Origin of the sequence: Duganella sp. LjRoot269 (assembly GCF_964254095.1) — a bacterium.
Lineage (GTDB): Bacteria > Pseudomonadota > Gammaproteobacteria > Burkholderiales > Burkholderiaceae_D > Rugamonas > Rugamonas hordei.
Genome location: NZ_CAXUSL020000001.1, coordinates 3,117,603 through 3,141,310 on the forward strand (window position 1 = coordinate 3,117,603; position 23,708 = coordinate 3,141,310).

At 63.7% G+C, this 23,708-nt stretch carries 22 protein-coding genes and 1 tRNA gene; 10 read left to right on the forward strand and 13 right to left on the reverse strand.

Annotation, left to right across the window (positions count from 1 at the left end; genetic code table 11):
- The first annotated feature begins 34 nt into the window (after positions 1 to 34).
- Positions 35 to 379: a zinc ribbon domain-containing protein YjdM gene (locus ACSQ3S_RS14055; protein ID WP_176650194.1), complete on the forward strand. Its 345-nt coding sequence runs from the start codon at positions 35 to 37 to the stop codon at positions 377 to 379.
- Here the strand turns inward: ACSQ3S_RS14055 and ACSQ3S_RS14060 are convergent, their stop codons facing one another.
- On the reverse strand, positions 380 to 1,258 hold the full coding sequence (locus tag ACSQ3S_RS14060) for a LysR substrate-binding domain-containing protein (RefSeq protein ID WP_353404861.1): 879 nt from the start codon (positions 1,256 to 1,258) through the stop codon (positions 380 to 382).
- A 100-nt stretch (positions 1,259 to 1,358) separates the two neighbouring features.
- Here ACSQ3S_RS14060 and ACSQ3S_RS14065 point away from each other — a divergent pair, with 100 nt between their 5' ends.
- The 3 genes from ACSQ3S_RS14065 to ACSQ3S_RS14075 all read left to right on the forward strand — a co-directional run bounded on the left by ACSQ3S_RS14065 (position 1,359) and on the right by ACSQ3S_RS14075 (position 3,018).
- Positions 1,359 to 1,646, forward strand: a complete 288-nt coding sequence (locus tag ACSQ3S_RS14065) for a DUF1330 domain-containing protein (RefSeq protein ID WP_176650196.1) — start codon at positions 1,359 to 1,361, stop codon at positions 1,644 to 1,646.
- A gap of 87 nt (positions 1,647 to 1,733) precedes the next feature.
- Positions 1,734 to 2,132: an OsmC family protein gene (locus tag ACSQ3S_RS14070; RefSeq protein WP_176650197.1), complete on the forward strand. Its 399-nt coding sequence runs from the start codon at positions 1,734 to 1,736 to the stop codon at positions 2,130 to 2,132.
- 4 nt (positions 2,133 to 2,136) lie between these two features.
- Positions 2,137 to 3,018, forward strand: coding sequence for a pirin family protein (locus ACSQ3S_RS14075; RefSeq protein ID WP_436142735.1), 882 nt, complete (start codon positions 2,137 to 2,139; stop codon positions 3,016 to 3,018).
- 9 nt (positions 3,019 to 3,027) lie between these two features.
- On the opposite strand, the gene ACSQ3S_RS14080 is transcribed toward ACSQ3S_RS14075, so the two are convergent.
- The 9 genes from ACSQ3S_RS14080 to ACSQ3S_RS14120 form a co-directional block, all read right to left on the reverse strand.
- Positions 3,028 to 4,632 carry an adenylate/guanylate cyclase domain-containing protein gene (locus ACSQ3S_RS14080; RefSeq protein ID WP_436142736.1) on the reverse strand — a complete coding sequence of 535 codons (1,605 nt, stop codon included), beginning with the start codon at positions 4,630 to 4,632 and terminating at the stop codon, positions 3,028 to 3,030.
- Between the two features lie 78 nt (positions 4,633 to 4,710).
- On the reverse strand, positions 4,711 to 6,210 hold the full coding sequence (locus ACSQ3S_RS14085) for an FHA domain-containing protein (protein ID WP_436142737.1): 1,500 nt from the start codon (positions 6,208 to 6,210) through the stop codon (positions 4,711 to 4,713).
- A gap of 186 nt (positions 6,211 to 6,396) precedes the next feature.
- Positions 6,397 to 7,407 (reverse strand): PP2C family protein-serine/threonine phosphatase, encoded by a 1,011-nt coding sequence (locus ACSQ3S_RS14090; RefSeq protein ID WP_436142738.1) that lies wholly within the window; start codon positions 7,405 to 7,407, stop codon positions 6,397 to 6,399.
- A 92-nt stretch (positions 7,408 to 7,499) separates the two neighbouring features.
- Positions 7,500 to 7,994 (reverse strand): SH3 domain-containing protein, encoded by a 495-nt coding sequence (locus ACSQ3S_RS14095; RefSeq protein WP_436142739.1) that lies wholly within the window; start codon positions 7,992 to 7,994, stop codon positions 7,500 to 7,502.
- A 17-nt stretch (positions 7,995 to 8,011) separates the two neighbouring features.
- Positions 8,012 to 9,607: a hypothetical protein gene (locus ACSQ3S_RS14100; protein WP_436142740.1), complete on the reverse strand. Its 1,596-nt coding sequence runs from the start codon at positions 9,605 to 9,607 to the stop codon at positions 8,012 to 8,014.
- Between the two features lie 3 nt (positions 9,608 to 9,610).
- Positions 9,611 to 11,983, reverse strand: a complete 2,373-nt coding sequence (locus ACSQ3S_RS14105) for an FtsW/RodA/SpoVE family cell cycle protein (RefSeq protein ID WP_436142741.1) — start codon at positions 11,981 to 11,983, stop codon at positions 9,611 to 9,613.
- A 71-nt stretch (positions 11,984 to 12,054) separates the two neighbouring features.
- Positions 12,055 to 13,092 carry a serine/threonine-protein kinase gene (locus ACSQ3S_RS14110; protein ID WP_436142742.1) on the reverse strand — a complete coding sequence of 346 codons (1,038 nt, stop codon included), beginning with the start codon at positions 13,090 to 13,092 and terminating at the stop codon, positions 12,055 to 12,057.
- Between the two features lie 93 nt (positions 13,093 to 13,185).
- Entirely contained in the window at positions 13,186 to 13,614 is a 429-nt protein-coding gene (locus ACSQ3S_RS14115) for a glycine zipper domain-containing protein (protein WP_176650204.1), read from the reverse strand.
- 135 nt (positions 13,615 to 13,749) lie between these two features.
- Entirely contained in the window at positions 13,750 to 14,280 is a 531-nt protein-coding gene (locus ACSQ3S_RS14120; RefSeq protein ID WP_436142743.1) for a GNAT family N-acetyltransferase, read from the reverse strand.
- 145 nt (positions 14,281 to 14,425) lie between these two features.
- On the opposite strand from ACSQ3S_RS14120, the gene ACSQ3S_RS14125 reads away from it, so the two are divergent.
- Both ACSQ3S_RS14125 and ACSQ3S_RS14130 read left to right on the forward strand, forming a co-directional pair.
- Positions 14,426 to 15,862 carry a M20/M25/M40 family metallo-hydrolase gene (locus ACSQ3S_RS14125; protein WP_176650206.1) on the forward strand — a complete coding sequence of 479 codons (1,437 nt, stop codon included), beginning with the start codon at positions 14,426 to 14,428 and terminating at the stop codon, positions 15,860 to 15,862.
- Between the two features lie 83 nt (positions 15,863 to 15,945).
- On the forward strand, positions 15,946 to 16,185 hold the full coding sequence (locus ACSQ3S_RS14130) for a hypothetical protein (RefSeq protein WP_176650207.1): 240 nt from the start codon (positions 15,946 to 15,948) through the stop codon (positions 16,183 to 16,185).
- A gap of 7 nt (positions 16,186 to 16,192) precedes the next feature.
- Here the strand turns inward: ACSQ3S_RS14130 and ACSQ3S_RS14135 are convergent, their stop codons facing one another.
- The gene (locus ACSQ3S_RS14135) at positions 16,193 to 16,540 is read right to left on the reverse strand and encodes a hypothetical protein (RefSeq protein WP_176650208.1); all 348 of its coding nucleotides are present in this window, start codon (positions 16,538 to 16,540) and stop codon (positions 16,193 to 16,195) included.
- Positions 16,541 to 16,673: 133 nt separating this feature from the next.
- On the opposite strand from ACSQ3S_RS14135, the gene ACSQ3S_RS14140 reads away from it, so the two are divergent.
- On the forward strand, positions 16,674 to 17,939 hold the full coding sequence (locus tag ACSQ3S_RS14140; RefSeq protein ID WP_353404870.1) for a voltage-gated chloride channel family protein: 1,266 nt from the start codon (positions 16,674 to 16,676) through the stop codon (positions 17,937 to 17,939).
- Between the two features lie 9 nt (positions 17,940 to 17,948).
- Here ACSQ3S_RS14140 and ACSQ3S_RS14145 read toward each other — a convergent pair whose 3' ends face one another.
- Positions 17,949 to 19,601: a mechanosensitive ion channel family protein gene (locus ACSQ3S_RS14145; RefSeq protein ID WP_436142744.1), complete on the reverse strand. Its 1,653-nt coding sequence runs from the start codon at positions 19,599 to 19,601 to the stop codon at positions 17,949 to 17,951.
- A gap of 106 nt (positions 19,602 to 19,707) precedes the next feature.
- On the opposite strand from ACSQ3S_RS14145, the gene ACSQ3S_RS14150 reads away from it, so the two are divergent.
- From ACSQ3S_RS14150 to ACSQ3S_RS14160, 3 genes are all read left to right on the forward strand, one after another.
- Positions 19,708 to 19,792 (forward strand) — tRNA-Leu (locus tag ACSQ3S_RS14150).
- 369 nt (positions 19,793 to 20,161) lie between these two features.
- Positions 20,162 to 20,758, forward strand: a complete 597-nt coding sequence (locus ACSQ3S_RS14155) for a YdeI/OmpD-associated family protein (RefSeq protein ID WP_176650221.1) — start codon at positions 20,162 to 20,164, stop codon at positions 20,756 to 20,758.
- Positions 20,759 to 21,196: 438 nt separating this feature from the next.
- Positions 21,197 to 22,642 (forward strand): alpha/beta fold hydrolase, encoded by a 1,446-nt coding sequence (locus ACSQ3S_RS14160; protein ID WP_436142745.1) that lies wholly within the window; start codon positions 21,197 to 21,199, stop codon positions 22,640 to 22,642.
- Positions 22,643 to 22,721: 79 nt separating this feature from the next.
- Here the strand turns inward: ACSQ3S_RS14160 and ACSQ3S_RS14165 are convergent, their stop codons facing one another.
- On the reverse strand, positions 22,722 to 23,684 hold the full coding sequence (locus ACSQ3S_RS14165) for an SDR family NAD(P)-dependent oxidoreductase (protein ID WP_436142746.1): 963 nt from the start codon (positions 23,682 to 23,684) through the stop codon (positions 22,722 to 22,724).
- Positions 23,685 to 23,708: the final 24 nt, after the last annotated feature.

Below are 23,708 nucleotides of genomic sequence, written 5' to 3' on the forward strand. Positions count from 1 at the left end.
CTTTCGCCTTCTTTTTAATACCTGGATCAAAACGATGAGCGCCTTGCCACCATGCCCGAAATGTAATTCCGAATTCACCTACGAAGACGGAGCCCAGCTGGTTTGCCCGGAATGCGCGCACGAATGGAGTGCCGCCGCGGGCGAGGCAGCCGAAGAGGGCGCCCGTGTCTACAAGGATTCCGTCGGCAACATCCTGCAGGACGGCGACACCGTCACCGTCATCAAGGACCTGAAACTGAAGGGCGGCGGCGGTACCGTCAAAGTCGGCACCAAGGTCAAGAACATCCGCCTGGTCGACAGCGACCACGATATCGACTGCAAGATCGACGGCTTCGGCGCGATGAGCCTGAAAACCGAGTTCGTTAAAAAAGTCGTGTAATCAGCCCAGCCGCTCCAGCGCGAAGTCCACGAAACTGCGGACCTTGGCGCTGGGCCTGGACTCCGGCCGCCGCACGATGTGCAAAGGCCGCGACGGCAGTTCCCATCCGGCCAGCAGCCGCACCAGCGTTCCCTTTTCCAGCGCAGGTTCCATCAGCAGATCGGCCTGCGCCACCACGCCCATGCCGGCGATGGCCGCCGTCACCAGCGAGGCGCCGGTGTTGCTGACGAGGGAGCCCTGTGCCATCACCTCCACTTGTTCGTCGCCGCGCCGGAAGCGCCATGTCGTGCTGGCTCCCGCAAACGCCAGGCAGTTGTGGCTGGCCAGTTCCGCTGGATGGCCGGGTGTGCCGCGCCGCCGCAGATATTCGGGGCTGGCGGCAACCAGCACATGGCCCGGTTTCAGGGCGCGCGCGATCAGGCCCGTGTCGGCCAGCGGGCCTGAACGGATCGCCACGTCGACGCCTTCCTCCACCATGTCGACCACCCGGTTGCTCAGCACCAGATCGATCTTCACCTGCGGGTACAGGGCCGCGTAGGCGCCGATGACGGGCGCCAGCCGGTGCTCGCCGTAGGTGGCGGGCGCCGAGATGCGCAGGCTGCCCTGCGGTTCCGCGCGCAGATGCTCGGCCACGCGGTCGGCCGCCTCCACGCCGGCTAGCACGTCGCGGCAGCGCTCCAGGTAGACCGCGCCGATTTCGGTCAGCGACTGCCTGCGCGTGGTGCGCTCGATCAGGCGCGCTCCCAGTTCCCGCTCCAGCGCCTGCACATGCTTGCCGACCATGACCGACGACATGTCCAGCGTTTGCGCGGCGGCGGCGAAGCTGGGCGCCGTGGCGGCCGCCACGAACACCTGCATGCTACGGAGTTTGTCGCTCATATTCGGAATTAAAAGTTACGAATATCCGAAATATTAGCTCATTTATGCCTTGAATGCTTTGAATAATACTGGAGCCTCATTCAACAGCAAGGAGGTCATCATGGCAGCATATGCAATCGGCTCGCTCACCCTGCGCAACTCGGATTGGGTGGCGGAGTACAGCGCGCACATGCCGGCGCTGGCGCAAAAACACGGCGGCAAGCCATTGGCGAAGGCCGCGCCGGTAGTCCTGGAGGGCGCGCCGGCGGTGCCTGAAACGCAGATCATCGTCGAGTTCCCGTCGATGGAACACGCGCAGGCCTGGTACGACGATCCGGCGCACGCGCCGCTAAAGAAGCTGCGCCAGGGAGGCTCTGACTTTTCGATGGTGCTGGTGAACGGCCTGTAGAGCGATTGCAGGCATTTGGGGGAGGCGCAACCCGGCCAAACGGTGTAAATTGACGGTTTTGACAATGCCGCTTTCGAGGAACACCGTATGACTATCAAAGTACTGCGCGACCAGTCGCTGCCGATGCGCCACATAGTCCATGTGCGCAACCACATCCTGTCGACCGATGGTTCAGTCGAGGAGGGCGGCAGCGATGCGGGTCCTTCGCCGCATGACCTGTACGATGCGGCGCTGAGCGCCTGCAAGGCCCTGACCGTGGTCTGGTATGCCAAGCGCAAGAACATCCCGCTGGAGCACGTGGAAGTGAGCATGGAACGCGACGCCAGCGAAGAGCGCCAGGGCACCTACCGCCTGGCCGCGACGCTGCACCTGACCGGCGACCTGTCCGAGACGCAGCGCGCGGAACTGCTGGCGGCCGCGCAGAAATGTCCGATCCACAAACTGATGACTTCCGTGACCACCGAAGTCACCACCGTGCTGGGATAAGATCATGACGATTTCAAATCTGCTCAAGGGCCATGAAAAAGATCTGGGCGGCGGCTTTGTCGTGCGCCGCTACCTGCCGTCTTCCGTCAAGCAGGCGGTCGGCCCGTTCATCTTCTTCGATCATTTCGGTCCGGTCGACGTGCCGCTGGACGCCGACCACGACGTGCGTCCGCATCCGCACATCGGCCTGTCCACCGTGACCTACCTGTTCGAGGGTGCGATGGATCACCGTGACAGCATCGGTTCGGTGCAGCGCATCGAGCCGGGCGCGATCAACTGGATGACCGCCGGCCGCGGCATAGTCCATTCCGAGCGTACGCCGAAGGATCTGGTCGGCAAGCCGCACCGCACGCACGGGCTGCAGCTGTGGGCCGCGCTGCCGCTGGCGCATGAAGAGGACGAACCGGGCTTCTGCCACACGCCGGCCGGCGATATTCCGGAGTTCAACGTCGACGGCGCGCGCGTACGGGTGCTGGTCGGCGCGGCCTTCGGCAAGACCTCGCCGGTCAAGACCTACAGCCAGACCTTGTACCTGGACGTGACGCTGAAAGCTGGCCACGAGCTGGCCCTGAGCAGCCTGCCGGCCGAAGCGGCGATCTATCCGATTACCGGCGAGCTGGCGATCGACGGCACGCCGCTGGCGCTGCACACCATGGCCTTGCTCGATACGGCCAGCACGCAGCTGGTCAAGGCCGGTTCGGATGCGCAGTTCGTGGTGATCGGCGGCGAGCCGCTGGACGGCCACCGCTTCATGTCGTGGAACTTCGTCTCGTCGAGCAAGGAACGCATTGTCAAGGCCGGCGAGGATTGGGAAGCGCAGCGCTTCGACAAGGTGCCGGGCGAGACCGAGTTCATTCCGCTGCCGGCCAAAAAACCGCTGGCCTGACGCCAGGCGCTAGACGGAAGCGTCCTGCGTCGAATCGGCGGGAGCCTTCTCCTGCCGGTCGAGTGCCGTAATCGCCTGGCGCAGCACGCCGCGCAGGTTCTTGGCGGCGTCCGCATCGATGCGGCCCATGTCCAGATACAGGTCCAGGCCGTCGCTATGCTCGCTGAAGACCTGCAGCGTGCTGCCGTCTTCGTCGAGCATGCCGTCGATCGCGTAAGGCACCACCTCGCGCGCAATGCCCTTCATGCTGACCGGCGCCAGCGCGTGGCCGGCCACGATGTCGCGCACCAGCGCATAGGTTTCGTAGCTGACGACGATGCCTCCGGCCGGCGCGATCGATTGCAGCCGCGCCGCCAGGTTTGCTTCCGCTCCGAGGATCGTATAGTCCATGCGGTCGTTGCTGCCGAAATTGCCCACATTGCAGAAGCCCGTGTTGACGCCCATGCGCACGCGGAACGGCGCTTCCACGCCCAGCTTGCGCCATTGGACGTTGAGCTTGGCCAGCGCATGCTGCATTTCGATCGCCATGCGCAGGCAGTTGCGCGCATCCTCCGCCGTCCCCCTGGTTTCCGGGTCGCCGAAGAACACCAGGATGGCGTCGCCGATGAACTTGTCGATGGTGCCTCCGTGGCGGATGGCGATGGTCGACATGGCGGTGAAGTATTCGTTGATCAGTTCCGTCAGCGCTTCCGGTTGCAGCGATTCGGTCAGTTCGGTGAAGTCCTTGATGTCGGAAAAGAAGATGGTCAGTTTCTTGCGCTGCGTGTTCAGCGCCACGTCCATCTCGCCGCTGAAGATGCTCTTGTAGATTTGCGGCGACAGGTAGTGCGAGATCTTCATCGACACGGCGGCCAGGAAGTCGTTGGCGCCGGCCAGGTCGGCATTCATGCGCCGGATCACGGCGTTCTGGCGTCGTTGCAGCAGGATGAAGCCCAGCCCGGTGGCCGCCGCGAACAGGAAGTAGGCCAGGCTGTATTTGAAGGACCACAGGCTGGTGCTGACCGCGTCGTGTATCGTCACTTCCTGCAGGCCGCGCACGTCGCCGATCTTCCAGTCCTTTTTCATGCTGTCCGGGTGGTTGTTGTGACACTGAACGCAGGCTGCGCTCATCAGCACCGGCGCCACCAGGCGCACGCGCGTGTCGCTGCCGCTGGAACTGGCCAGTATGATGGGGGGCTGGTCAGGACGCGCGCGCAATGCCGTCAGCGAGTTCTTTTCGAACTCGTCGAGTGAGTGCGGTGCGCGGCCACGGAATGGATAGTCCGAGATGAAGCGGTAGCTGACGTTGGACTGCCGGTCGGCGATGACGCGGCCCAGTTCCAGCGACAGCGTGGCGGGGATGGGAATCGCGCCGGGCACCGTCTCGTAGTTATGGATGACCTGCGTGTCCTTGCCGTGGTTGCCGAGGACGCGCCCGACCACGGCGCTGCTGTAGTAGCCGCGTATGCTGGCGATCATGGAGTTCAGGTCGACCGCCTGGCTGCGCAGGCGCGCGGCGGCGATATTCTGCATGTCGAGCCACACCGCAAGCGGCAGGCCTGCCAGCAGCAGGATCAGCGCCGCCAGCGCGATGCGCTCCCAGCGGCGGGTATGAAGACGGCTTGGTGCGCGCACGGTGATGCCTGTCTGGTTGTGATAATGTTGACGATATTATCACGAGGCAACACAAAAAATATAAAATTTACAATTATTTTAAGCGGTGGACATGGCGTTGGCAGCCAGCGTGCTATGCAAGTCGGTGGCGCCGGTGCGGATGATCCAGTGTTCCGGATATGGATCGCTGGCGAAGCGGTTGTGACGGGGGATGCGGCTCAGCTTATCGAGCGGCGTGGCCGGGGCCAGCGCGGTTTCCTTGCCGGTCAACTGATCCAGATGCCAGAAGCCGCCGTCGCGGTGCAGCAGCAGCGGCAGCGCGGCCGCGTGCGGCGCGGCGGCAAACTGCTTGAGCGGATAACCCGGATGCGTTTCCGGCATCAGCAGGTAGAAGCATTCGGCGTTGGCGCCCTGGTCGATACGGTGCAGGATCACGCCGTGCGGCATGATGGCCGACACCGACAGCACCACGATGCCCTTGATGCTGGCACTGAGTTCGATGCGCATGCCGAGGCGCAGCGCGGTCGGCTTGTGCTTGCCCGGCCAGACGCCGTCCAGCAGCGTGCCGTAGCGCGACACGTCTTCGATTTCAAAGCCCTGGCCCGAGCGGCGTATCACCGCGTGGCGGCCGGACAGGCGGCGCGTGAGGCCGTTGGTGTCCTGGCCGTCGGCGCTGTAGTGGGTCAGCAGCACGTCCGATTCCGGATCGACCAACTCGAAGCGGCCCAGCACACATTCTTCCATCGCGAACAGGCGGATCTGGCGCTGGGCGCCGGCTTCCGGCGCGGCGTTGACCAGGCAGGCCGCGCGGCTTGGGTGCGGATGCATGGCGGCGCCGACCGGCATGTCGATCTCGATCAGGTCTTCGTCCCAGGCGATGGTAGAGAAGCCCAGGTCGACCTTGCCGGCCGGGGCGTTCAGGTCCAGGTGCGCGATGCCGGCGTTGCGGGCGGTGACGTCGATGTCGAGGCTGTCGCCGCCTTGCGCGCTGACGCGGGCGATCGAGGCGTCGTCGGCCATCACGCGCACGTTCTTGTGGGTGCTGAGGAAGATGCGGTGGATTTCGGTCAGCGTCGCATCCAGGCGCGGCACCAGGATGACGAAGGTGCACACCCATTTGCGCGACGCCAGTTCGGCATGCTGGCTAAGCAGCTCGATGCTGATCTGGTATTGGCCGTGCTCCTTGCCGCGCGACGAAAACTCGACAAACACCGGCCGCCACTCGCCGTTGGTGGCGCGCACGAAGTGCTGGCGCGAGGCGCCGTTGGGGATCAGGTCCGATTGCAGTTGCAGCGTCAGCTGCGGCGCGCAGGCTTCCGGCATGCCGCGCAATTCCATCTTCAGCGTCTGGCGGCCGCCGGCGGCGCGCGGGTCGAAGCCGCTGATGTGCAGTTGCGGACGCTCGGACTGGGCCCGTTGCAGCGGGCGGGCATAGGTCGAAGGCGCGTGGTTGGCAGCGAGGTTGGCTGAAGCAGCAGGGCTGGCATCAAGCACCGTGCCGGGCTGGCCGGAACGGGTGCGGCGCACGGCACTCAGCAGGTCATAGCTGGAGGGCTCTGCTTGGGCGTGACCGCCTTCACAAGCTTGCGCTCCTGGCATGACCCAATAGGTGCAATGCGGGTGCTGGGCATTACTGCATTTTTTCATGGCTAACCGACCGATGGGATACCCGTCAGTTTATGCGGTTTTCACTCTGTTTGGCAATCAAACGTACATCTGTTTGACTTATTTCCGGCCGATGGCGGGCACTGCGTGATCGACGCAACACCCGGTCGGCGCACCGCGTCAAAAATGCGACGGTATTGATGCGGTGGGTAGTGCCGTTTCGTCAACGTTGCCATCGTATGGCGCGCCGGCCGGCGACGCACAGCGCAGCACGATGGCGCTGAGATTGTCGATGTGGAGCTGGGGCGGCGGATGGTCGGCGTAATCATTGAACAACGCGTCCAGGCCGGTGCCGGCGGAATGGCCGGGTTGGGCCAGCAGCGCCGGCCAGCGCGCGATCCATTCCAGCGGCCGGCCGCAGGACCAGAAGCCGTCGGTGGCGAGGAGGTAGGTGGCGTCCGGGCGCAGCGTCAGCGCGCGGCGGTCGGCCAGCTGGCGCAGGAAGGGCGGCAGGTTGGCCGGGCCGAGCGGCAGCAGTTCATTGTCGAGCACCTGCGGATTGGCGAAGGCGTTGCCGAGGATGTAGGCCTGCGAGATCTGCGAACGGTGCTCGCCGTGCACCTGCTGCCACCATTCCTGCTCGCCGAGCAGGCCGTGCATGGCGAAGGATGTGGCAGGCACGTGGTCCACCGTCAGCGGCCGCGCGCCGTCGGCGGTGATCTCATACAGCCGCGAGTCGCCGGCGTGGTATAGCATGGTCGCGGCGCCGGGCGGGATTTCCAGCAGCGTCAGCGTGGTGCCGGGGCGGCGGAAGCTGTCGTTGTCGCCGTGCTGGCGGAACTGGCTTTGCAGGCGGCGATGCAGGTCGTCGAGGCGGCTGTCGAGGTCTTGTTGCGTGCCGCAGGCGGGAATCAGCAGCAGGCCGGCGGCGACGGCTTCGGCGGCTTCGCGGCCGTGGCCGTGGCCGCCCATGCCGTCCATCACGGCCAGGCGCACGTGGCCGCGCGGCCAGTCGGTCAACTGCACGCTGTGCGGCACCTGGTTGTGCAGGAAGACGGCGCGGCCGGCGGCATCGACGATGAGCAGGTTGTCCTGGTTTTCCGGCACCTGCAGCTTGCTGATGCTGGCGCTGCTGCGGGCGGCGATGTCGAGGCCGGGGCCGAAGTCGAGCGGATCGGTAATTCTGGTCATCGGTGCTGGCGTCGTGACGCGGGAGGCGAAAGGCCACAGCTTAGCCGAAAACAGGCTGGCGGCGGGAGAATGCGGAGCAGTGCGGGCCGGCGTCATTCGCCGCTCCGGCGCAGCCACAGGCTGCTGACCCAGCCGGTGCTTTCGCGCCCGGCCACGCTGGCCTTGATTTGCCACCAGTCGCCGCGCTGTTCGCCGGTCGGCGTGACGACGGAGCCGGCCGGCACGATGACCAGCCGCGCCGCATGCACGCCGGCCGCGGTACGCAGGTTCAGGTCGCGGTGGACGGCGAACGGCTTGCCGGCGATGAGCGGCTCGCCGGCGTCGCGCGCCGCCGCTGCGATCGCAGCAGTGGCGGCAGTGGCGGGTTCGGTCGCGCCGGGGAGCGGTGCAGGTCCGGTTGCAGCCCTGCCGTGCGCCGCGTACAAAATCAGGCTGCCGAAGCCCCATGCGCCGACCACCATGATCAGCAATGCGCGGGCATTGGGACGGCGCCACCACTGGCGCGGCGTCAGGTAGGCGGCCAGGAACAGCGTGATCACCAGCCCCGCCGCGAACGCGCCCACCGCGTAGAGTTTAGCCGTTTCCATGCAGGCTCCCCGTGTGCTTACGCGTCGAAGCGCAGCACGTAGTGGCCGGCCACCAGGTGATGGCCATGCGGCAGCAGATACGGCACATCCGTGCTGGCGTCGCCGATGCTGGCGACGAATTCCAGCTTGTCGTCGAGGTGGTACAAGGCCTGCGTGGCGCTGAGCCGGCCGATCTTGTAGCCCTTGGCCGACGTCTCGAAGCTGAACGCGTTGCGCGACAGGCCGATGCGGTCCGCGCTGGCGGTGTTGGGGCCGTCGGCGCGTTTCATGAAGGCCGGCGAGTCGAGCAGGCGCAGCGCGGCCAGCATCGGCGAATTGCGGCCGAAGGTAAAGCGCGCGCCGTTGGCGACGGCGGCGCCGACCGGCCGCGCAAGGCAGACCACTGCGCGATAGCGGTCCGCCATTTGCGGCGCGGCGGGCAGCAGCCGGATCGCATGCGAATCCACCGGTGTGAAGGTGGCCGGGGCGCCTATGCGCTGGCGGCCGTCGGCGGTGCAGGCGTACAGCTCGTCGGCGGCATCGACGATGAAGCTGATCACCGGCGTGCCCTCGGCGGACAGCGCCAGCGAGCGGTTGAACGGCAGCTCCAGCGATTGCGCGCCGGTGTCGCGGTAACGGCTCAAGCGCGGCAACGCCAGCGCCACCAGGCTGACGCGCTGCTGCGACACCGGGGCGTAGGTGGCGTCGCTCTCGCCGAAGTTTTGGCCCGGCTTGTTCGCCGGCTTGTGGCTGACGGGGACTGCGGTCTGGTCCAGCGGAGCGCCGTCGATGCGGCTCTGCCAGACCGCCGGTTTGGCGGAACGGGCGGCGTCGCGCGTGGTGCCGGCGGCCGGAATGCTGATCGTATCGCCGGCTGCGGCATGCGCCGGCGGCGTGGCGGCGGCAGCGGCTGTGCGGGCGATCTTGAGCAGCAGGCGCGGACTGCCGCCGGGTACTTCTCGCGTGGACTTGATGGTGTAGCAGCCGCTGCGCGGATCGAAGCGGCAATCGTAGGCGTCTTTCGGGCGCATCTGCACCACCGGCGGCGCATCCGGACCGTCGTTGATGACCAGGATGGCGCCGTCCGGACCGAACGGCCAGCCGCTGGCGACGAAGCTGGCTTCGCCGCCTTCGCCGCCGATCAGGGCCAGGCGCTGGTTGGGGTAAATCGGGCAGACCGGATGCCAGATGGCGCTGTCGCGCGACACGCTGACGTTGTACAGGATCTTTTCGTCGGCGGCGGGCAGGTACACCGCATGACCGAACTTGACCTCGATTTCGCCCGGCGCCAGCGACGATGTGCCGACCACGTCATAGCGCACCTGGTCGCCGCCGAGCAGGTCGCCGAAGTCCTTCTGGTGCAGCGCCGTCAGCGTTTGCGCCAGGTCGCGGGCGCGCGCGCCGCGCGTGAGGTGGTAGTCGTCGTCGACTTCTTCTTGCGGCAGCATCAGCGTGACATGGGAGAAGCAGCGCGTGGCGGCGCGGCCTTTGTGTTCGCGCGGGCTGCGCTCCAGCAGGTCGCGCAGCAGCGGGCGGCGCGAAAACAGCGCCAGGCCCGGCGCCTGCCAGATCGCTTCCGCGTTGAAAACGTCGGGGATGCGGCCCAAAACCTGGTGTTGAACATAGATCGGCATGATTCATTCTCCTTCTAAAGATGGCGCGCTGATGGCACTAAACGCTAGCAGGGGGCAAAGGAAAAACAGCAAATGGCTGCCGCCGGCGGACAGGAAACTCATGGGCTGGCCCATGATGGGGAAGATCGCCAGGTTGGTGCCCCAGGACAGCAGGAAGTGGCCGAGCACGAAGGCGCCGCCGCCGCACAGCGCGAAATAGCGGAAGCGGCCCGACCATGCGTGGCGGAAGCCGCCCGCGCCGGCGCCGGCCTTGTAGGCGCGGGCGGCGCTGATGGCTATGCCGGCCAGGAAGGCGGCCTGCGTCACCCACAGCAGCAGTCCGCCGGCCAGCCCGTGGCGGTTGAGGAAGAACGAGGCCGCGAAGTCGTCCTGCACGGCGGGGATCTGCACGGCGCTGCCGGCCGACATGCCCAGCGAACGCAATCCCATCCAGTGGTCGGCGCCCAGCCAGCCGCCGTCCGCAATGGCGCGGGCGCCCAGCAGCAGCTGTTGCCCGGTGTGCGGGTGCTCGGCGGGATTGAGCCAGACCAGGAAGCGGTCGGCGTAGAAACCCCAGCGTATCAGGTCGTCCGTGCCGACGCAGCGCAGGTAGACGATGGCGCCCGCCGCCGTCAGCGCCATGACGATCAGCGCCGCGGCCAATTTGTGGTTGCGGGCGGCGACGGCGTAGGCAAAGGCCATGACGGTGCTCCAGACCAGCAGCAGGATCAGCGGCGAGAAGTCGTCCACCTGCACCAGCGACAGGCCGAGCAGGGCGATGAACAGCAGCGCGGGGGCGATCAGCTGCAGCCAGCGCGCGCCTTGTTCGGACAGGCGCTGCGGTCCGCTGTGCCAGTTGAAGCGCAGCGCGAGGCAGTGGGCGGTGAGGGCGGTCAGGGCCAGCTTGGCCAGTTCGACCGGCTGCAGGTCGAAGACGCCGGTTTCGTCGCCCCATAGTACCTGTGCGGCCAGCGCGGCCAGCGCCACGGCGGCGAATGCGGCGAGCATCCATTCGATGCTGCGTTGCCGCAGGTGCGTTCCGCGCGCCGCCTGGCGTAGTGCCCAGAGGCGCAGCATGGCGCCGAGGCCGAGACCGATGGCCAGCAGCGCCGCGCTTTTCTGGTAGTAGCGCAGCCAGGACGATTCCGGCGCGCCGAGGCCGAGCTCCAGCTGCGCCAGCAGGCCAGCCGCCAGCAGCACGACGCTGGCGGCGGCCAGCAATGTCAGGCGGCCGGGAAGTGCAAGCCACAGCAGCAGCGAGCAGGCGGCCAGCAGCAGCGAACTGGCGGCGCTGGGCGCGTAGCCGGCGCGCTGCAAGATCAGCGCGATGACGCCGGTGGCCAGCACGCAGCCGGCGGCTGGCAGCATGCCAAGGTTCGCCGCTCCGCCCCGCACTCGCACGGCGGTCCACGCGAGGCCGGCGGCGATGCAGGCAATGCTGGTTGCAAGTCCGATCCAGACCGCCTTCACATGGCCATCGTCCCACAATGCGCGTTGCTGCCATTGCCAGCTGACTTGCTCCGGCAGTTTCAATTCCGGCCCACCGAACAGCTTGATGTGGCGGCTTGGCTTCAATGTGAGCCGATCGGCGTCGGCGCTGAGCTGAAAGCGCGTGTGGCCGACCACGATCGCATTCACACCGGCCAGCGCAGCCTCCTGTTTGCGCAGATCGCTTTGCACGCCGCCGTTCAGCACCAGCACCGCAGCGCGATCGCCATCCGGATTTCCGGCCGAGAGCTGCAAGCGTCCATTGCTGCGCGCCAGTTGCGCGGCGCCCGGCGTGACCTGGACCAGGCCAAGCCGATTATCGCAATACAGATTGCCGCCAAAGGACAGCGGACGAGAAATCGTCAGCACGCCTCGTGCGTAGCGGTTCCAGAACGACAGCATCTTCGACGCCACATGCGATTGCGGGCAGTTGGCCTGCTGGCGTCCGTCGCGGTACAACACCGCGCCGTCGTAGCGCCATTCGTGGCCGTCGCGGGAAAAGGTGACGCTGCCGGCATCTGCGGCCTGCACGTCGAACAGCGCGCTGTCGATCTGGAAGCGTTGCCCCGCCTGCAGAGGCACGCTGCCCATGCGCTGCTCGCCGGCGTCGCGCATCAAGACGACCTGGCGCGACGCGCTCAGATTGCGCAACATCCAACCGTCCTGCGCGTCGCGCCGCAACGACAGGTGGTTGCGGTCCGCTTGCGGCGCCGCCAGTTCGTGCTGGCCTAGCACGATGCTTTCGCCGGGCGCCAGTTTGACGGTGATGGCGGCCGGCAGCCAGGCCTCGGGAGCGCGCAGCAAGGCCAGTACCTGCAAGCCGCATAGCGCCGCCAGTATCGCGATGGTGGCCGCCAGGCCCGCGTTGCGCGCGGCGGCATCGGCCACTGAGGCGAAGATATCTGCCACGGAGAAGGGCGTCCGCCGGGCCTGCGGTGTAGCGCGTGCGGTATTGGACGAAAAACGCAGCGAGATCGCCATCATGCCCCCTGTATGCCGCGCCAGCCGTTTTCGGCGGTCGGACGGTTCATGTTAAGAACAGGATCTGCGGTACCGAAAGTGCCGCGCACAGGCTTGACGCCCTGTATCGCATTGAGCATGCGACTGATCTGGATCGCATGGCGCGGACGCTGGGCGGGATCGATATGCAGCAACGTTTGCAGCAACTCCAGTGCCGCGTCGCGCATGAATGACGGAATGGCGGCGGCGAAGCGCGCTTCCTCCTCCGCATGCAGCGCAGCAGGTATCGCTCCGCCATGCATCTGCCGCAGCAGGTCCGCGCCGGCGGTGTGATGCTCGCGGTAGGCCTGCCCGCAATCGCTGCAGAACCGCAGCGGCAGTCCGCCGGTGACCAGGAAATAAAACATCGCCCCCAGCGAAAAATAGTCGCTGCGGGCGCCGGTGGCATACCCGCCGCCGTCCACAGGGAAGAACTGCTCCGGCGCCTGCCAGTTGGCGGTGCCTGCATACGAATGCGCCTGCAGGCTGCCCAGCTGGCGGTTGGTGCCGAAATCGGCCAGCTTGACGGCATTCAGATGCCGGTCCAGCAGCACGTTGGCAGGTTTCAGGTCGAGGTAGCGCCAGCCGTATTGATGCACCTTGGCCAGCGCCTGATTGATCTGGGCTATCCACCCCAGCACCCTCGGCAGCGGAACCGCCTCGCCACGGCTTTTCAGCGCGACCATGTGCTTGCCCAGGTCCGTTGCCATCAGTTCCAGCGCCAGCACCGGCAGGCCTTCGTGCCAGCCGCTGTCGAGCAGGCGCACGATGTGACGCTCGTCCCATGGTTCCAGCGACTGCAAAAAGGCGATTTCATTGTTCGCGCTGGCGATCCAGCGTTCACGCTGGGCCGGCAGCGCGCGCGCCATTTGCTCCTGGTTGATGAACTTGAGCGCCACGTCGCGGGTGGCGTGCGGGCCGCCGGCGCGCCAGATGATACCGTAGGCCGAACCGCCGATTTGCTCGCGCAGGCGATAGTGGCCCAGTTCCAAAGCGATGATTGCGTCTGCTGTCGTCATGATTTCCCCAGGCTTGCGCCGATGCTGCGTGCTAGCGGGGGGAGACGAAAAAAAAGCCCCTCGCGAAGGAAGGGCTTTTCGATGGTGCCGGGATTAGCGGCCGTAGTGACGGTGATGTTCCCAGCGGTCGCCGTAGTAGTCGCGGCGATATTCGCGGTAGTAAGGACGCGGCTCAACATACACCACTTGTGGCGGCGGAGCGTAGTAGCGCGGCGGCGGTGCGTAGTACACCGGGGCCGATTCGTAGTACACCGGTGCGGGCTGCGAGTACACGCGGGTCTCTACGTAGCGGCCACCGCGGCCACGGTCGTAATAACGGTCGTTGGTGTTGATGCTGTTGCCAACGGCCGCGCCAACCAGGCCGCCGACGATGGCGCCATCGCGGCCACCGGCGCTGTTGCCGATCGCGGCGCCGACCACAGCACCTGCCACCGTGTTGAAATCACGGTCGCCTGCGAAGGCCGACGTCGATACTGCTGCTGCGGCCAGTAACGCTACACCCAGAAATTTTTTGTTCAACATGGTATTTCCCCTTGCTGCGGCCCGGATCGGAATTAATCCGTTGGCCAGTGACTTCACTATAAATGTTCGGGAAAAAAGCGCCACGCCTTATACACATGCTTACAAAGCAGCCATTCTGGTAATGGCTTGTAACAATTAGCCTTTCGAGGCTTCCCACTCGGGGCGCAACAGGCTGAACACCTGCACGTCCCGGTATCTGCCGTTGATGAAAAAGCTCTGGCGCAGCGTGCCCTCGGGGCTGAAGCCGCATTTTTGCGCGACGCGGATCGATGCCACGTTCTCCGGCGCGGACAGCAGTTCCAGCCGATGGTACTGGTGCACATTGAACAAGTAATCGACCAGCAGGCGGCAGGCCTCGGTGACGTAGCCACGCCCGGACAGCTTGGGATCGAACAGCCGGTAGCCAAGTTCGCGCGCGACCGGCGTGCGGCTCTTGAAATGCGTGATGACGCCAACGATGTGGTGCGCGCTGTCCTCGATGACAAACAGTTCGCTGTCGTCGGTGACGAAGCCGTTCTGCGCGAACTCCTTGCGCAGCGTCTCCGGCGATTTGAAGTGGCTGGAAAAATAATCGCCGCGCGAGGGCAGGTCGTTGGCCAGCGCGATGAAGGTGTTCAGATCGGCGGTCAGCAGGTGGCGCACGGTGCAGATTTGACCTTTGAGCATGGCTTCCTTAAGGCAGTTTGTTCAAGCAGTTGAACTTTCATGGTAGTGCAACGGCCATGACAAATCAACATTGATGACAAGTTCCTCACGATGGGTTATCGTTTGGATCGCTCTTGTAATTCCCCCTACACATTATAGGAAACGCATGAAATCCGTCTTCAAGTCCCCGCTGTCCCTTACCTTGCTTGCCTCCTGCCTGCTGAGCGCCGGCGTGATCGCCGCGCCGGCCAACGATCCAGCGACGCTGGCGCAAATCCGCGACAGCGCGATGAAGGATGACTGGACCTACGAACGGCTGGCCGACCTGACCGATCTGGTCGGCCCGCGCCTGTCCGGCTCCGCGGGTGCGGCGGCGGCGGTGGAGCAGGTGGCCGCGGCGATGCGCAAGCTGGGCGCCAAGGTCACGCTGCAGCCGGTCAAGGTGCCGCATTGGGTGCGCGGCGCGGAGACGGCGGAACTGGTCGACTACGCAGGCCGTCCGGCCGGCATCTCGCAGAAGATCGTGCTGACGGCGCTGGGCGGTTCGGGCGCGACGCCCGCCGCCGGCCTGACCGCGCCGGTGCTGGTGGTGCACAGCGTGCAGGAGATGAAAGAGAAGGCGGCCCAGGTCAAGGGCAGCATCGTGCTGCTGGACGTGCCGTTCGACCAGGAGATGGCCGATCGCGGCCATGCCGGTCCGGCCTACGGCGTAGGTTCGGGCGCGCGCTTCCTGGGACCGAAAACGGCGGCGGAGCTGGGCGCGGCGGGAGCGCTGGTGCGCTCGGTCGGCGGCGCCAATTTCCGCATTCCGCACACCGGCGCCACCGGCGTGGTTGACGGCGCGCGCATTCCGGCCGCCGCCATCACCACCGAAGACGCGATGCTGCTGGACCGCCTGCTGGCACGCGGCCCGGTCAAGATGCACCTGACGCTGACGCCGCAAAACCTGCCGGAAGCGGACAGCTTCAACGTGATCGCCGACTGGCCGGGCACCGACAAGGCCGATGAAGTGGTGATCGTCTCCGGCCACCTCGACTCGTGGGACCTGGCCACCGGCGCGCACGACGACGGCACCGGCGTGACCGGCGCGATGGGCGTGATCGAGACGCTGAAAAAACTGGACCTGCATCCGCGCCGCACCATCCGCGTGATCGCCTGGATGAACGAGGAGAACGGCACCCGTGGCGGCCGCGCCTACTTCGACGCCAACAAGGACAAGCTGAACAAGCACTTCGCCGCGATCGAGTCCGACAGCGGCGGCGGCCGTCCGTTCGGCGTCGTCGGCAGCGTGACGCCGCCGATGGTGAAATACTTCGCGCCGCTGAAAGAGTCGCTGGCGCCGATCGGCGCCGGCATCTTCGAACGCCGCGACATCGCCGGCGCCGCCGATACCGGCCCGATGGAGCGCGCCGGCGTGCCGGTGTTCGAACCGCTGGTCGATTCGAGCTTCTACTTCAACTACCACCACACGCCGGCCGACACGCTGGACAAGGTGAACCCGCTGGAGCTGAAGCGCCACGTCGCCGTGATGACTTCGCTGACCTGGTTCCTGGCGAACATGGAGCAGCCTATCGGCCGCACCATCGGCGCCGGCGAAGAGTAGTCTTCCTGCTGTGATCGCCGCGCATCCGTGCGCGGCGATGATGCCTCTTCATGATAGTCTGGCTACATCTCAAGGAGAGCATCATGGACAAGATCCACTACAAAGGATGGGAAATCGTGCCGACGGCGCTGCCGACCACCGACCGCCGCTGGACCGCCAGCTGCGACATCGAGCGGGCTGGTGTGGACGGGATTGAAGTGTTCGAAGGCGCGACCATGCAGTTCGTGCGCGACAACGAGGACGAAGCCATCGCCGCGGCCTGCGAAGAGGCGATCCGCCAGATCGACAACATCATCGCCAACCCGCTGGTGCGGCTGGCTTGAGGCGGGTTCAGGATAACGTGATGAGTTTGGCCGAGAGGCCAACCAGGAACAGGACCACGGTGATCTGGCTGCCGACGATCCAGCGAGTCAATGTACGCAGTTCCGACCGTAGCTCTTTGGTCTGGTCAACTTGCTCGGCAAACCGACGGTCCATATCTTGCCTTAATTCTGCAATTTGGCGTCCTTGCGCATCCAGTTTGCTTTGAATAAGTTCGGTATCGGCTTTTTGCCTACGCAGTTCGACCAACTGCGCCTCAACAAGCTTGAATCGATCATTCATGTCAACTCTCAATTCAGCGACCGCTGACACGGTGCTGTCGGATACCGCTTCCAGTTTTGCAAGACGCTCTTCCATCACACAATACTCCCGCCGACCTGAATCCAGGTCAATAACGCGCTGACAAGGTGTTAGACCCATCTGGCCGCCTTTTGATCCATCTCAGCAGGCCGATTGTCGCCGCCGGTCTTATTTGCTAGTATGCAAGCCAATGAGATCATCCCGCTACCCAGAGCAAATCGCCTTGCTGCCGTACATCGGCAAATGGACCTTCATCGCCGGACTGATCGCCGTGCTCAGCGGCACCGCGTCCGCCTTGTTCCTGTTCGCGCTGGACCTGGCCACCAACTGGCGCGAGGCGCACCGCTGGATCATCTGGCTGCTGCCGCTGGCCGGCTTCGCGGTGGGCTGGATCTATCTCAAGCTCGGCAGCAGCGTCGAGGCGGGCAACAACCTGCTGATCGACGAAATCCACGATCCCCAAAAAGTCGTCCCGCTGCGCATGGCGCCGCTGGTGCTGGCCGGTACCGTGATCTCGCACCTGTTCGGCGCCTCGGTCGGGCGCGAAGGCACGGCGGTGCAGATGGGGGGCACGCTGGCCGACCAGCTCACGCACGTGTTCCGCCTGCGCCACGCCGAGCGCCGCATCCTGCTGATGGCTGGCATCAGCGCCGGCTTCGCCTCCGTGTTCGGCACGCCGCTGGCCGGCGCCATTTTCGGGCTGGAAGTGCTGGCCATCGGCCGCCTGCGCTACGACGCCATCTTCCCTTGCATGGTCGCGGCCATCGCCGCCGACCAGGTGGGCATGGCCTGGGGCGTGCATCACACGCATTACGCGATGAACGCGATGGTGCCGATCGGCCTGTTGAGCGTGGCCGCCGTGCTCGTGGCAGGCATCGTGTTCGGCCTGACGGGCATGCTGTTCGCCAAATCCACGCACGCCGCATCGGCCTTCATGAAGCGCCATGTGGCGTATGCGCCGCTGCGGCCACTGATCGGCGGCGTGGTGGTGGCGACGGCGGTATGGCTGGTCGGCACGCGCTACATCGGCCTTGGCATCCCGGTGATCGTCGAGTCGTTTGCGCAGCCGGTGGTGCCGTGGGATTTCTTCGGCAAGTTCGCCTTCACCGTCGCCTCGCTGGGTAGCGGCTTCAAGGGTGGCGAGGTCACGCCGCTGTTCTACATCGGCGCGACGCTGGGCAACGCGCTGGCGCCGTTGCTGCATCTGCCGTTTGCGCTGCTGGCGGGACTCGGCTTCGTCGCCGTGTTCGCGGGAGCGGCCAACACGCCGCTGGCATCGACCATCATGGCGATCGAATTATTCGGCCCGCAGATCGGGCCTTACGCCGCGCTGGCCTGCGTGGTGGCGTATCTGTTCTCCGGTCACGCGGGCATCTACCGCGCGCAAAAGATCGGCCAGTCCAAGCACCGCCTGCCGCCGGTGGCGCGCGACCGCGAGCGGCAAGACAAATCCTGACCGCACTGGCTAGCGCGAAGCCTCGTCCTGCGTGACGTCGATAGGCGCGACGGCCGGTGCAGGATGCCAGTCCTCCTTCGGGATCACGTGCGCCGTCGCCGGCTCCTGCGTGAAGTGCGGCGACGTGATCGCCACGCCGTACTCGTTGAATACGTCGATGATCTGCTGGTGCAGCTGGTTGAGCACCTCGGCGCGGCGGCGCGGCGTCTCCACCGTGGAATAAGCCACCAGCCGGTATTCCGGATAAAAGTCCGACAGCGCGATCTGCATGACATACGGCTTTGGCGTCGTCGCGATGTCTTCGGTGCGCGCGGCCGCCAGTTCCAGCATCGCATGCACCTGGCGCCATGGCGTGTCGTAGCCGATGGTGACGGTGGTGTCGAGCACATAGCCGGTGCCGGCATGGGCGCGCGAATAGTTCTTGCTGGTGTTGGACAGCACCCAGGCGTTGGGCATCGTGATCTCTTCACCGAGGCCGGTGCGCAGACGCGTTTCGAACATGCCCACCTCGACCACCGTACCTTCGGATTCGCCGATGCGCACGTACTCGCCTTTGCGCAGCGAGCGCGCATACATCAGGATCAAGCCGCTGGCACCCTGGCCGACGATGCTGGACGCGCCGATCGACACCATCAGGCCGACGAGCACCGACACGCCCTGGAACGCGGCCGTGTGTGCGCCCGGGAGGTAAGGGTAGGCCATCGCCAGCGCGAACAGCCAGACCACCACGTTGAAGATGCGGCGGGTGGGCGTGGCGGTGTCGCGGTCCAGCCAGGCGATTTGCAGCTCGCCGCTCTCGACGCGCTTGAATACCGAGGACGCGGTCAGCATCACCATCCGCGCCAACGCGGCGATCACCGCTACCAGCACCAGTCCGGGCAGCGCTTCGATGATGCTGCCGGCGACGCCGGCGGCAACGTCGATCAGGTAATCCTGCAGCCGTTCGCCCCAGCTGCGCGAGTAGGGGACTTTGCCGAGCACGAAAGCGGCCCACAGATAGGTGGCCATCAGGCGCAGGCCCCAGATCAACAGGTTGACCAGGTGGCGCATGAAGGCCACGTAGTGTTCGATGTCGAGCACGCGCACGTTCTTGACGCGGATATGGCCGAGACGGCGGCTGACGGCCTGCGTCGACCTCTTGCCGACCCAGCGATGCAGCAGGAACAAGCCGCGCAGTACCAAGCCGTACACCAGCGTGGCCAGCGCGCACAACGCGGCGGCGATCAGCAGGTAACGTGGACTGGCCTGTTCGCGACGCTCGGCCAGCGCCTTGGTCAACTGCGCGGCGCTCTCGCTGGCGACGCTGTCGGTGGTGTCGCCGGCCAGCGGGTTGATGTCGGCCGGCGTGACCAGGAACAGCAGGGCGCCGTCGAGCAGCACCTGCGTGCCTTCGCTGATCGGGCGGATCGAGGTTTGCTGCGCGCCGTTGCGGGCCAGCGCCGCGTCGAGCCGCTTGTGCGCGCCCTCGGCGCGGTCGGCGGGCGAAAAACCCGACAAGCCGGCGCGGAACACGAAGATGGTACGGTTGGCGAAGACCAGCTTGGCCTGGACCGGTGCGGCCGCAGGCGCGAGGGCGGAAGCGGTGTTGTCGGCGGCACCGGCGCCGCATAGTGTCAATAACAGCAGGAGCAGGGCGGAGAGCAGGCGTCGGAAGATGGTCATGTTGAATCCGGCAGTATCGATGTTAGCAATCATGTCATGTTATCGGATTCAATAGTTGCCGGTATAGCAGTTATATACCGTTCGTGGCATAATGCCGGGCTGCGTAGCTCCGATGGTGAAATTGGTAGACACTGGAGACTTAAAATCTCCCGCCGCAAGGCGTGCCGGTTCGATTCCGGCTCGGAGCACCATTACCTCATCCGCAGACGTCCAGGCATGTCGCGTTTTTCTCCTTCTCATAGGAGACATCGTGCGCATTCCCGCACCGCCACCACCTCACGCGCCGATCTGTCGCCGCGCGCATGTCGATGCGCCGCCCTAGTCCGCGGCGCTAGCAACCAAACGCTATCAGGGCTCCGCCACGGATTTCGCAGTGGCGGTTCCTGCTCAACTTATGCCGTTGCGCTTCGTGGCAGGACGAGATAGATTTGCCGTGACAATTTGTGATTTTTTCATAGGTGCAAGCTGTTATGCTGCCCCCGTAGAGCAAGTCCGGCCAGGAAAGGACGGTCAGATCCGACAGACACGGAAGCCTGACTAAAAAAGATTGGAGTGGTTCAATGGCAGCAGATATTGAGATGATGCTGTTCCCATCCCAGGGAGCGTTTGCGCATTGGCTTGCAGCCCATCACGAGGGCTCTGACGGGGTGTGGCTGCAGCACTCGAAAAAAGGGGCCCCGGTCCCCAGCGTAAGCTATCAAGAGGCATTGGAAGTTGCGTTGTGCTTCGGCTGGATTGACGGCCAGAAGCGTTCGCTCGACCTCCATCACTATTTGCAGCGCTGGACACCGCGTCGCCCACGCAGTCTATGGTCCAAGGTCAATCGCGAGAAGGTGCTTAGGTATATTGAGGAGGGCAAGATGCAGCCGAGCGGCCTGGCTGAAATCGAGCGAGCGAAAAAAGATGGACGATGGGATGCCGCATACGAATCGGCTAGCATGGCAAGCGTACCGCCCGAACTGCATGCCGCATTCGCCGACCACCCCGGGGCAGCCGAATTTTTCGCCACTCTCAATTCACAAAACCGCTATGCAGTGTTATTCCGGGTGCAGACAGCAATAAAGCCTGAGACCAAAGTACGCAAGGCACAGGAGTATGCAGCCATGTTGGCTCGGCATGAGACGCTTCAGCCGGTCATGGCGAAGAAGTTGAGGTGAGTAGAGCGTTGATGGCCATTTGCCACAGCGGTATTCTTAGTAACACATATTTTATTAATTAATTCACATGCAGATTGCAACGATTATTGGTTTGGCAGGTACGGTAACATGCGTAGGTCTCTTCATTAAACAAAAGAACTGGTTGCTCGCTACCGCTTTTGTTTTTTCTACGGCATATCTGATATTGGATAAGGTAATTCACATTCCGGTGGTGCCTTATTTTTTGGTTCCTTGGTTTGCATACTTGTTTTTTGCTCTTGTTGCGTATGAGATTTTTCGAACGGTTGTCCTCAAATAGTCTCATGTCGGCTGTGGATTCTATCGGTCAACGCAACCCTCTAATCTAAAACCGCGAAAATTTAGTGCGCGCACTGGTCAACGCATTTCTCGCCACGCTTAACAAGGATAGAAGTGAATCTATACATGATTAGAAGTCTTTTGACGACCTCCGCAATTTTCGGTCTCAGCCTACCGCTTGCCGCACTTTGTGCCAATAAAAGTCCAGACAAAATAACGTTGGAGAAGATGGTATGCCCGGCCTCAAGCATAAAGAATGCTGTGTGCATAAAAGCCATCGTTCCTGAAAACTACGATTTACCTCATGGTCGCCAAATTAGTTTGGATGTGGCCATCCTCAAAGCCGCCATTCCGGCCAGTCCGTCGCGATCGCTTTTTGTGCTCCAGGGTGGCCCAGGTCAAAGAACTACTTCGACGATAGAGGAGGAATCTGAGGTTTGGAAAAAACTGGGACGGACGCATGACCTTGTATTTATCGATCAGAGAGGCACAGGCATTTCACCAGACCTCCATTGCGCGAACCCGGATGAAGACAAAAGTGTCTTGCTGAGAGATCTCTGGCCAGCCGAAAATCTCGCCGCATGCGCTAAACGCTTGTCCGACACTGTCGATCTGACCCGGTATACGACGACCGAAGCCGCGCGCGACTTAAACAATATCCGGGCAGCTTTGTCTTACGATCAGATTGGTATAGTGGCCTATTCTTATGGAACCCGCTTGGCACAGGAATATCTTCGCCATTATGATAGTTCGGTGCGCGCGACATTGCTAATGGGCCCAGTGGCGCCAGGGACATATGTACCCGCCGGCCTTGCCAGCGAGGCTGAAATTTCTTTAACCCAAATATTAAACCGATGCAAAGCCGACAAAAAATGTTCGACCGCGTTTCCAGATGTCTTTGGTGACCTGGAAAAATTGAAGGCTATTCTCAACGGACGAGGTCTTGTTCTGCACAAAGGATCGAAAGGCCAGGCCAACGACGTGCATATTTCTTCCGGTGTTGTGGCGTCATATTTACGCATGTATCTTTACGCAGTATCAAGCGCGGCATCCTTGCCGCGATTGATACACACGCTTGCCAACGAAGACAAGAATCAAGAACAGCTCGCGTTGATTGTTCAATGGCGCGAACAATTCGAAGATGCGGCGCCTTGGGGGTTGTACATGGCTATCACATGCAATGAGGATTTACCTTTCATCGATGAGAAGAAAGAACGTGCCCTTGCCGCAGGTACCCTAGTCGGATCATTCCGCATCGATCAGCAGTTTGCCGCTTGCCGGAACTGGCCGCGGAGTCAGGTAAGTCCGGAATTTCATACCCCCGTCGATTCCGGCAAGCCGATCTTGCTACTTGCTGGCCAATTTGATCCGTCTACTCCCTCAAGCAACAGCGAACAAATTATCTCCCATATGCCGAATGGAAAATTAATCATTGTCCCCAACAGGTCGCACGCCATGTTTGAAGATTGGAACGCGTGCCTTGAAAAGGTAACGACCAATTTCCTGGAAAATGCAAATGCAAGAACAGTCGACACTGCCTGCGTGAAACGCCTCAGATTGCCGAATTTCGACATCGCACCCCTGTAGATTTTGGTGCTTTCGATCTGATAAAGAAAGCGTCGTATTCGCGAAAGGACTTGCCTGGGCTCGGCCGAAGGGAGGACGGCTAGATGATTATCAATTCTTCGCTTTTTGCCCACAACTGCCGGGCCTTGTCGGCGTCGAGCGCATACGAGCGCACGCCGTCGGCAAATGGATTGGGCGTGTCATTGACGGGCGCGACCGCGCAGTCTTCGAGATACTGTCCACCGATAGCGTCTTTGTCCGCGACGACCGCCGCCCAGACCGACGTGGCAGCCGCTTGCCCGATGTCTTTCAGCTGTCCCGGTGGCAGGCCCGCTTCAGCGCGCGCTTTGCCCACGGTCTCGAATAAGCCTTGCAATTCTTCCTGCGAGAAATTACGCGGCAGATCAGTCAGGCTATTCCCCGGCATCACCGAGGCGGCGCGAATGCCGCGTGCGCGATACCGGCGGTCGAATTCCACGGCGAACAGCGAGGTGGCGGTCTTCGAGCGGCCATACGCGACGAACGGGTGGTATTCCTGGTGTTCGAAGTTCGGGTCGACCAGGTCGACGTCGGCAACCCGGTGCGCTTGCGACGAGAGCACCACCAGGCGCGCTCCCTCGGCGAGCAGCGGCGCCAGCCGGTTGACCAGCGCGAAGTGACCGAGATAGTTGATGCCGAACTGGGTTTCAAAGCCGTCGACCGTCTGTCCGAACGGCGTGGCCATCACGCCGGCGTTGACGATGATGGCATCGAACAACGGGCCGTCCGCCAGCAGCTGGTCTGCGCAGGCGCGCACGCTTTGCAAGGAAGCCAGGTCGAGCGAGAGCAGTTTCAGGTTGCCGCCGCCTTGCGATGCCGCATTGTGGACCGCGCTGGTGGCCGACGCTGCCTTGGCGGGGTCTTTGACGGTGCCGACCACGGTGGCGCCGCGTGTCACCAGCGCACGCGCCGTTTCGCGCCCGATGCCCGATGAGACTCCCGTGATCAGGAAGCGCTTGCCTGTGAGGTCGATGCCGGCAAGGACCTCGTCGGCCGTCGATGTGGAATCAAATTTGTTTGTCATGTCGTTTCCTTGAAATAGATGGGA

What these genes read in the sequence shown, in the direction of transcription:
- ACSQ3S_RS14055 (WP_176650194.1), top strand. Translation starts at nt 35, where the DNA reads ATGAGCGCCTTGCCACCATGCCCGAAATGTAATTCCGAATTCACCTAC.
- ACSQ3S_RS14060 (WP_353404861.1), bottom strand. Translation starts at nt 1,258, where the DNA reads ATGAGCGACAAACTCCGTAGCATGCAGGTGTTCGTGGCGGCCGCCACG.
- ACSQ3S_RS14065 (WP_176650196.1), top strand. Translation starts at nt 1,359, where the DNA reads ATGGCAGCATATGCAATCGGCTCGCTCACCCTGCGCAACTCGGATTGG.
- ACSQ3S_RS14070 (WP_176650197.1), top strand. Translation starts at nt 1,734, where the DNA reads ATGACTATCAAAGTACTGCGCGACCAGTCGCTGCCGATGCGCCACATA.
- ACSQ3S_RS14075 (WP_436142735.1), top strand. Translation starts at nt 2,137, where the DNA reads ATGACGATTTCAAATCTGCTCAAGGGCCATGAAAAAGATCTGGGCGGC.
- ACSQ3S_RS14085 (WP_436142737.1), bottom strand. Translation starts at nt 6,210, where the DNA reads ATGCCAGGAGCGCAAGCTTGTGAAGGCGGTCACGCCCAAGCAGAGCCC.
- ACSQ3S_RS14090 (WP_436142738.1), bottom strand. Translation starts at nt 7,407, where the DNA reads ATGACCAGAATTACCGATCCGCTCGACTTCGGCCCCGGCCTCGACATC.
- ACSQ3S_RS14095 (WP_436142739.1), bottom strand. Translation starts at nt 7,994, where the DNA reads ATGGAAACGGCTAAACTCTACGCGGTGGGCGCGTTCGCGGCGGGGCTG.
- ACSQ3S_RS14100 (WP_436142740.1), bottom strand. Translation starts at nt 9,607, where the DNA reads ATGCCGATCTATGTTCAACACCAGGTTTTGGGCCGCATCCCCGACGTT.
- ACSQ3S_RS14110 (WP_436142742.1), bottom strand. Translation starts at nt 13,092, where the DNA reads ATGACGACAGCAGACGCAATCATCGCTTTGGAACTGGGCCACTATCGC.
- ACSQ3S_RS14115 (WP_176650204.1), bottom strand. Translation starts at nt 13,614, where the DNA reads ATGTTGAACAAAAAATTTCTGGGTGTAGCGTTACTGGCCGCAGCAGCA.
- ACSQ3S_RS14120 (WP_436142743.1), bottom strand. Translation starts at nt 14,280, where the DNA reads ATGCTCAAAGGTCAAATCTGCACCGTGCGCCACCTGCTGACCGCCGAT.
- ACSQ3S_RS14125 (WP_176650206.1), top strand. Translation starts at nt 14,426, where the DNA reads ATGAAATCCGTCTTCAAGTCCCCGCTGTCCCTTACCTTGCTTGCCTCC.
- ACSQ3S_RS14130 (WP_176650207.1), top strand. Translation starts at nt 15,946, where the DNA reads ATGGACAAGATCCACTACAAAGGATGGGAAATCGTGCCGACGGCGCTG.
- ACSQ3S_RS14135 (WP_176650208.1), bottom strand. Translation starts at nt 16,540, where the DNA reads ATGGAAGAGCGTCTTGCAAAACTGGAAGCGGTATCCGACAGCACCGTG.
- ACSQ3S_RS14140 (WP_353404870.1), top strand. Translation starts at nt 16,674, where the DNA reads ATGAGATCATCCCGCTACCCAGAGCAAATCGCCTTGCTGCCGTACATC.
- ACSQ3S_RS14145 (WP_436142744.1), bottom strand. Translation starts at nt 19,601, where the DNA reads ATGACCATCTTCCGACGCCTGCTCTCCGCCCTGCTCCTGCTGTTATTG.
- ACSQ3S_RS14155 (WP_176650221.1), top strand. Translation starts at nt 20,162, where the DNA reads ATGGCAGCAGATATTGAGATGATGCTGTTCCCATCCCAGGGAGCGTTT.
- ACSQ3S_RS14165 (WP_436142746.1), bottom strand. Translation starts at nt 23,684, where the DNA reads ATGACAAACAAATTTGATTCCACATCGACGGCCGACGAGGTCCTTGCC.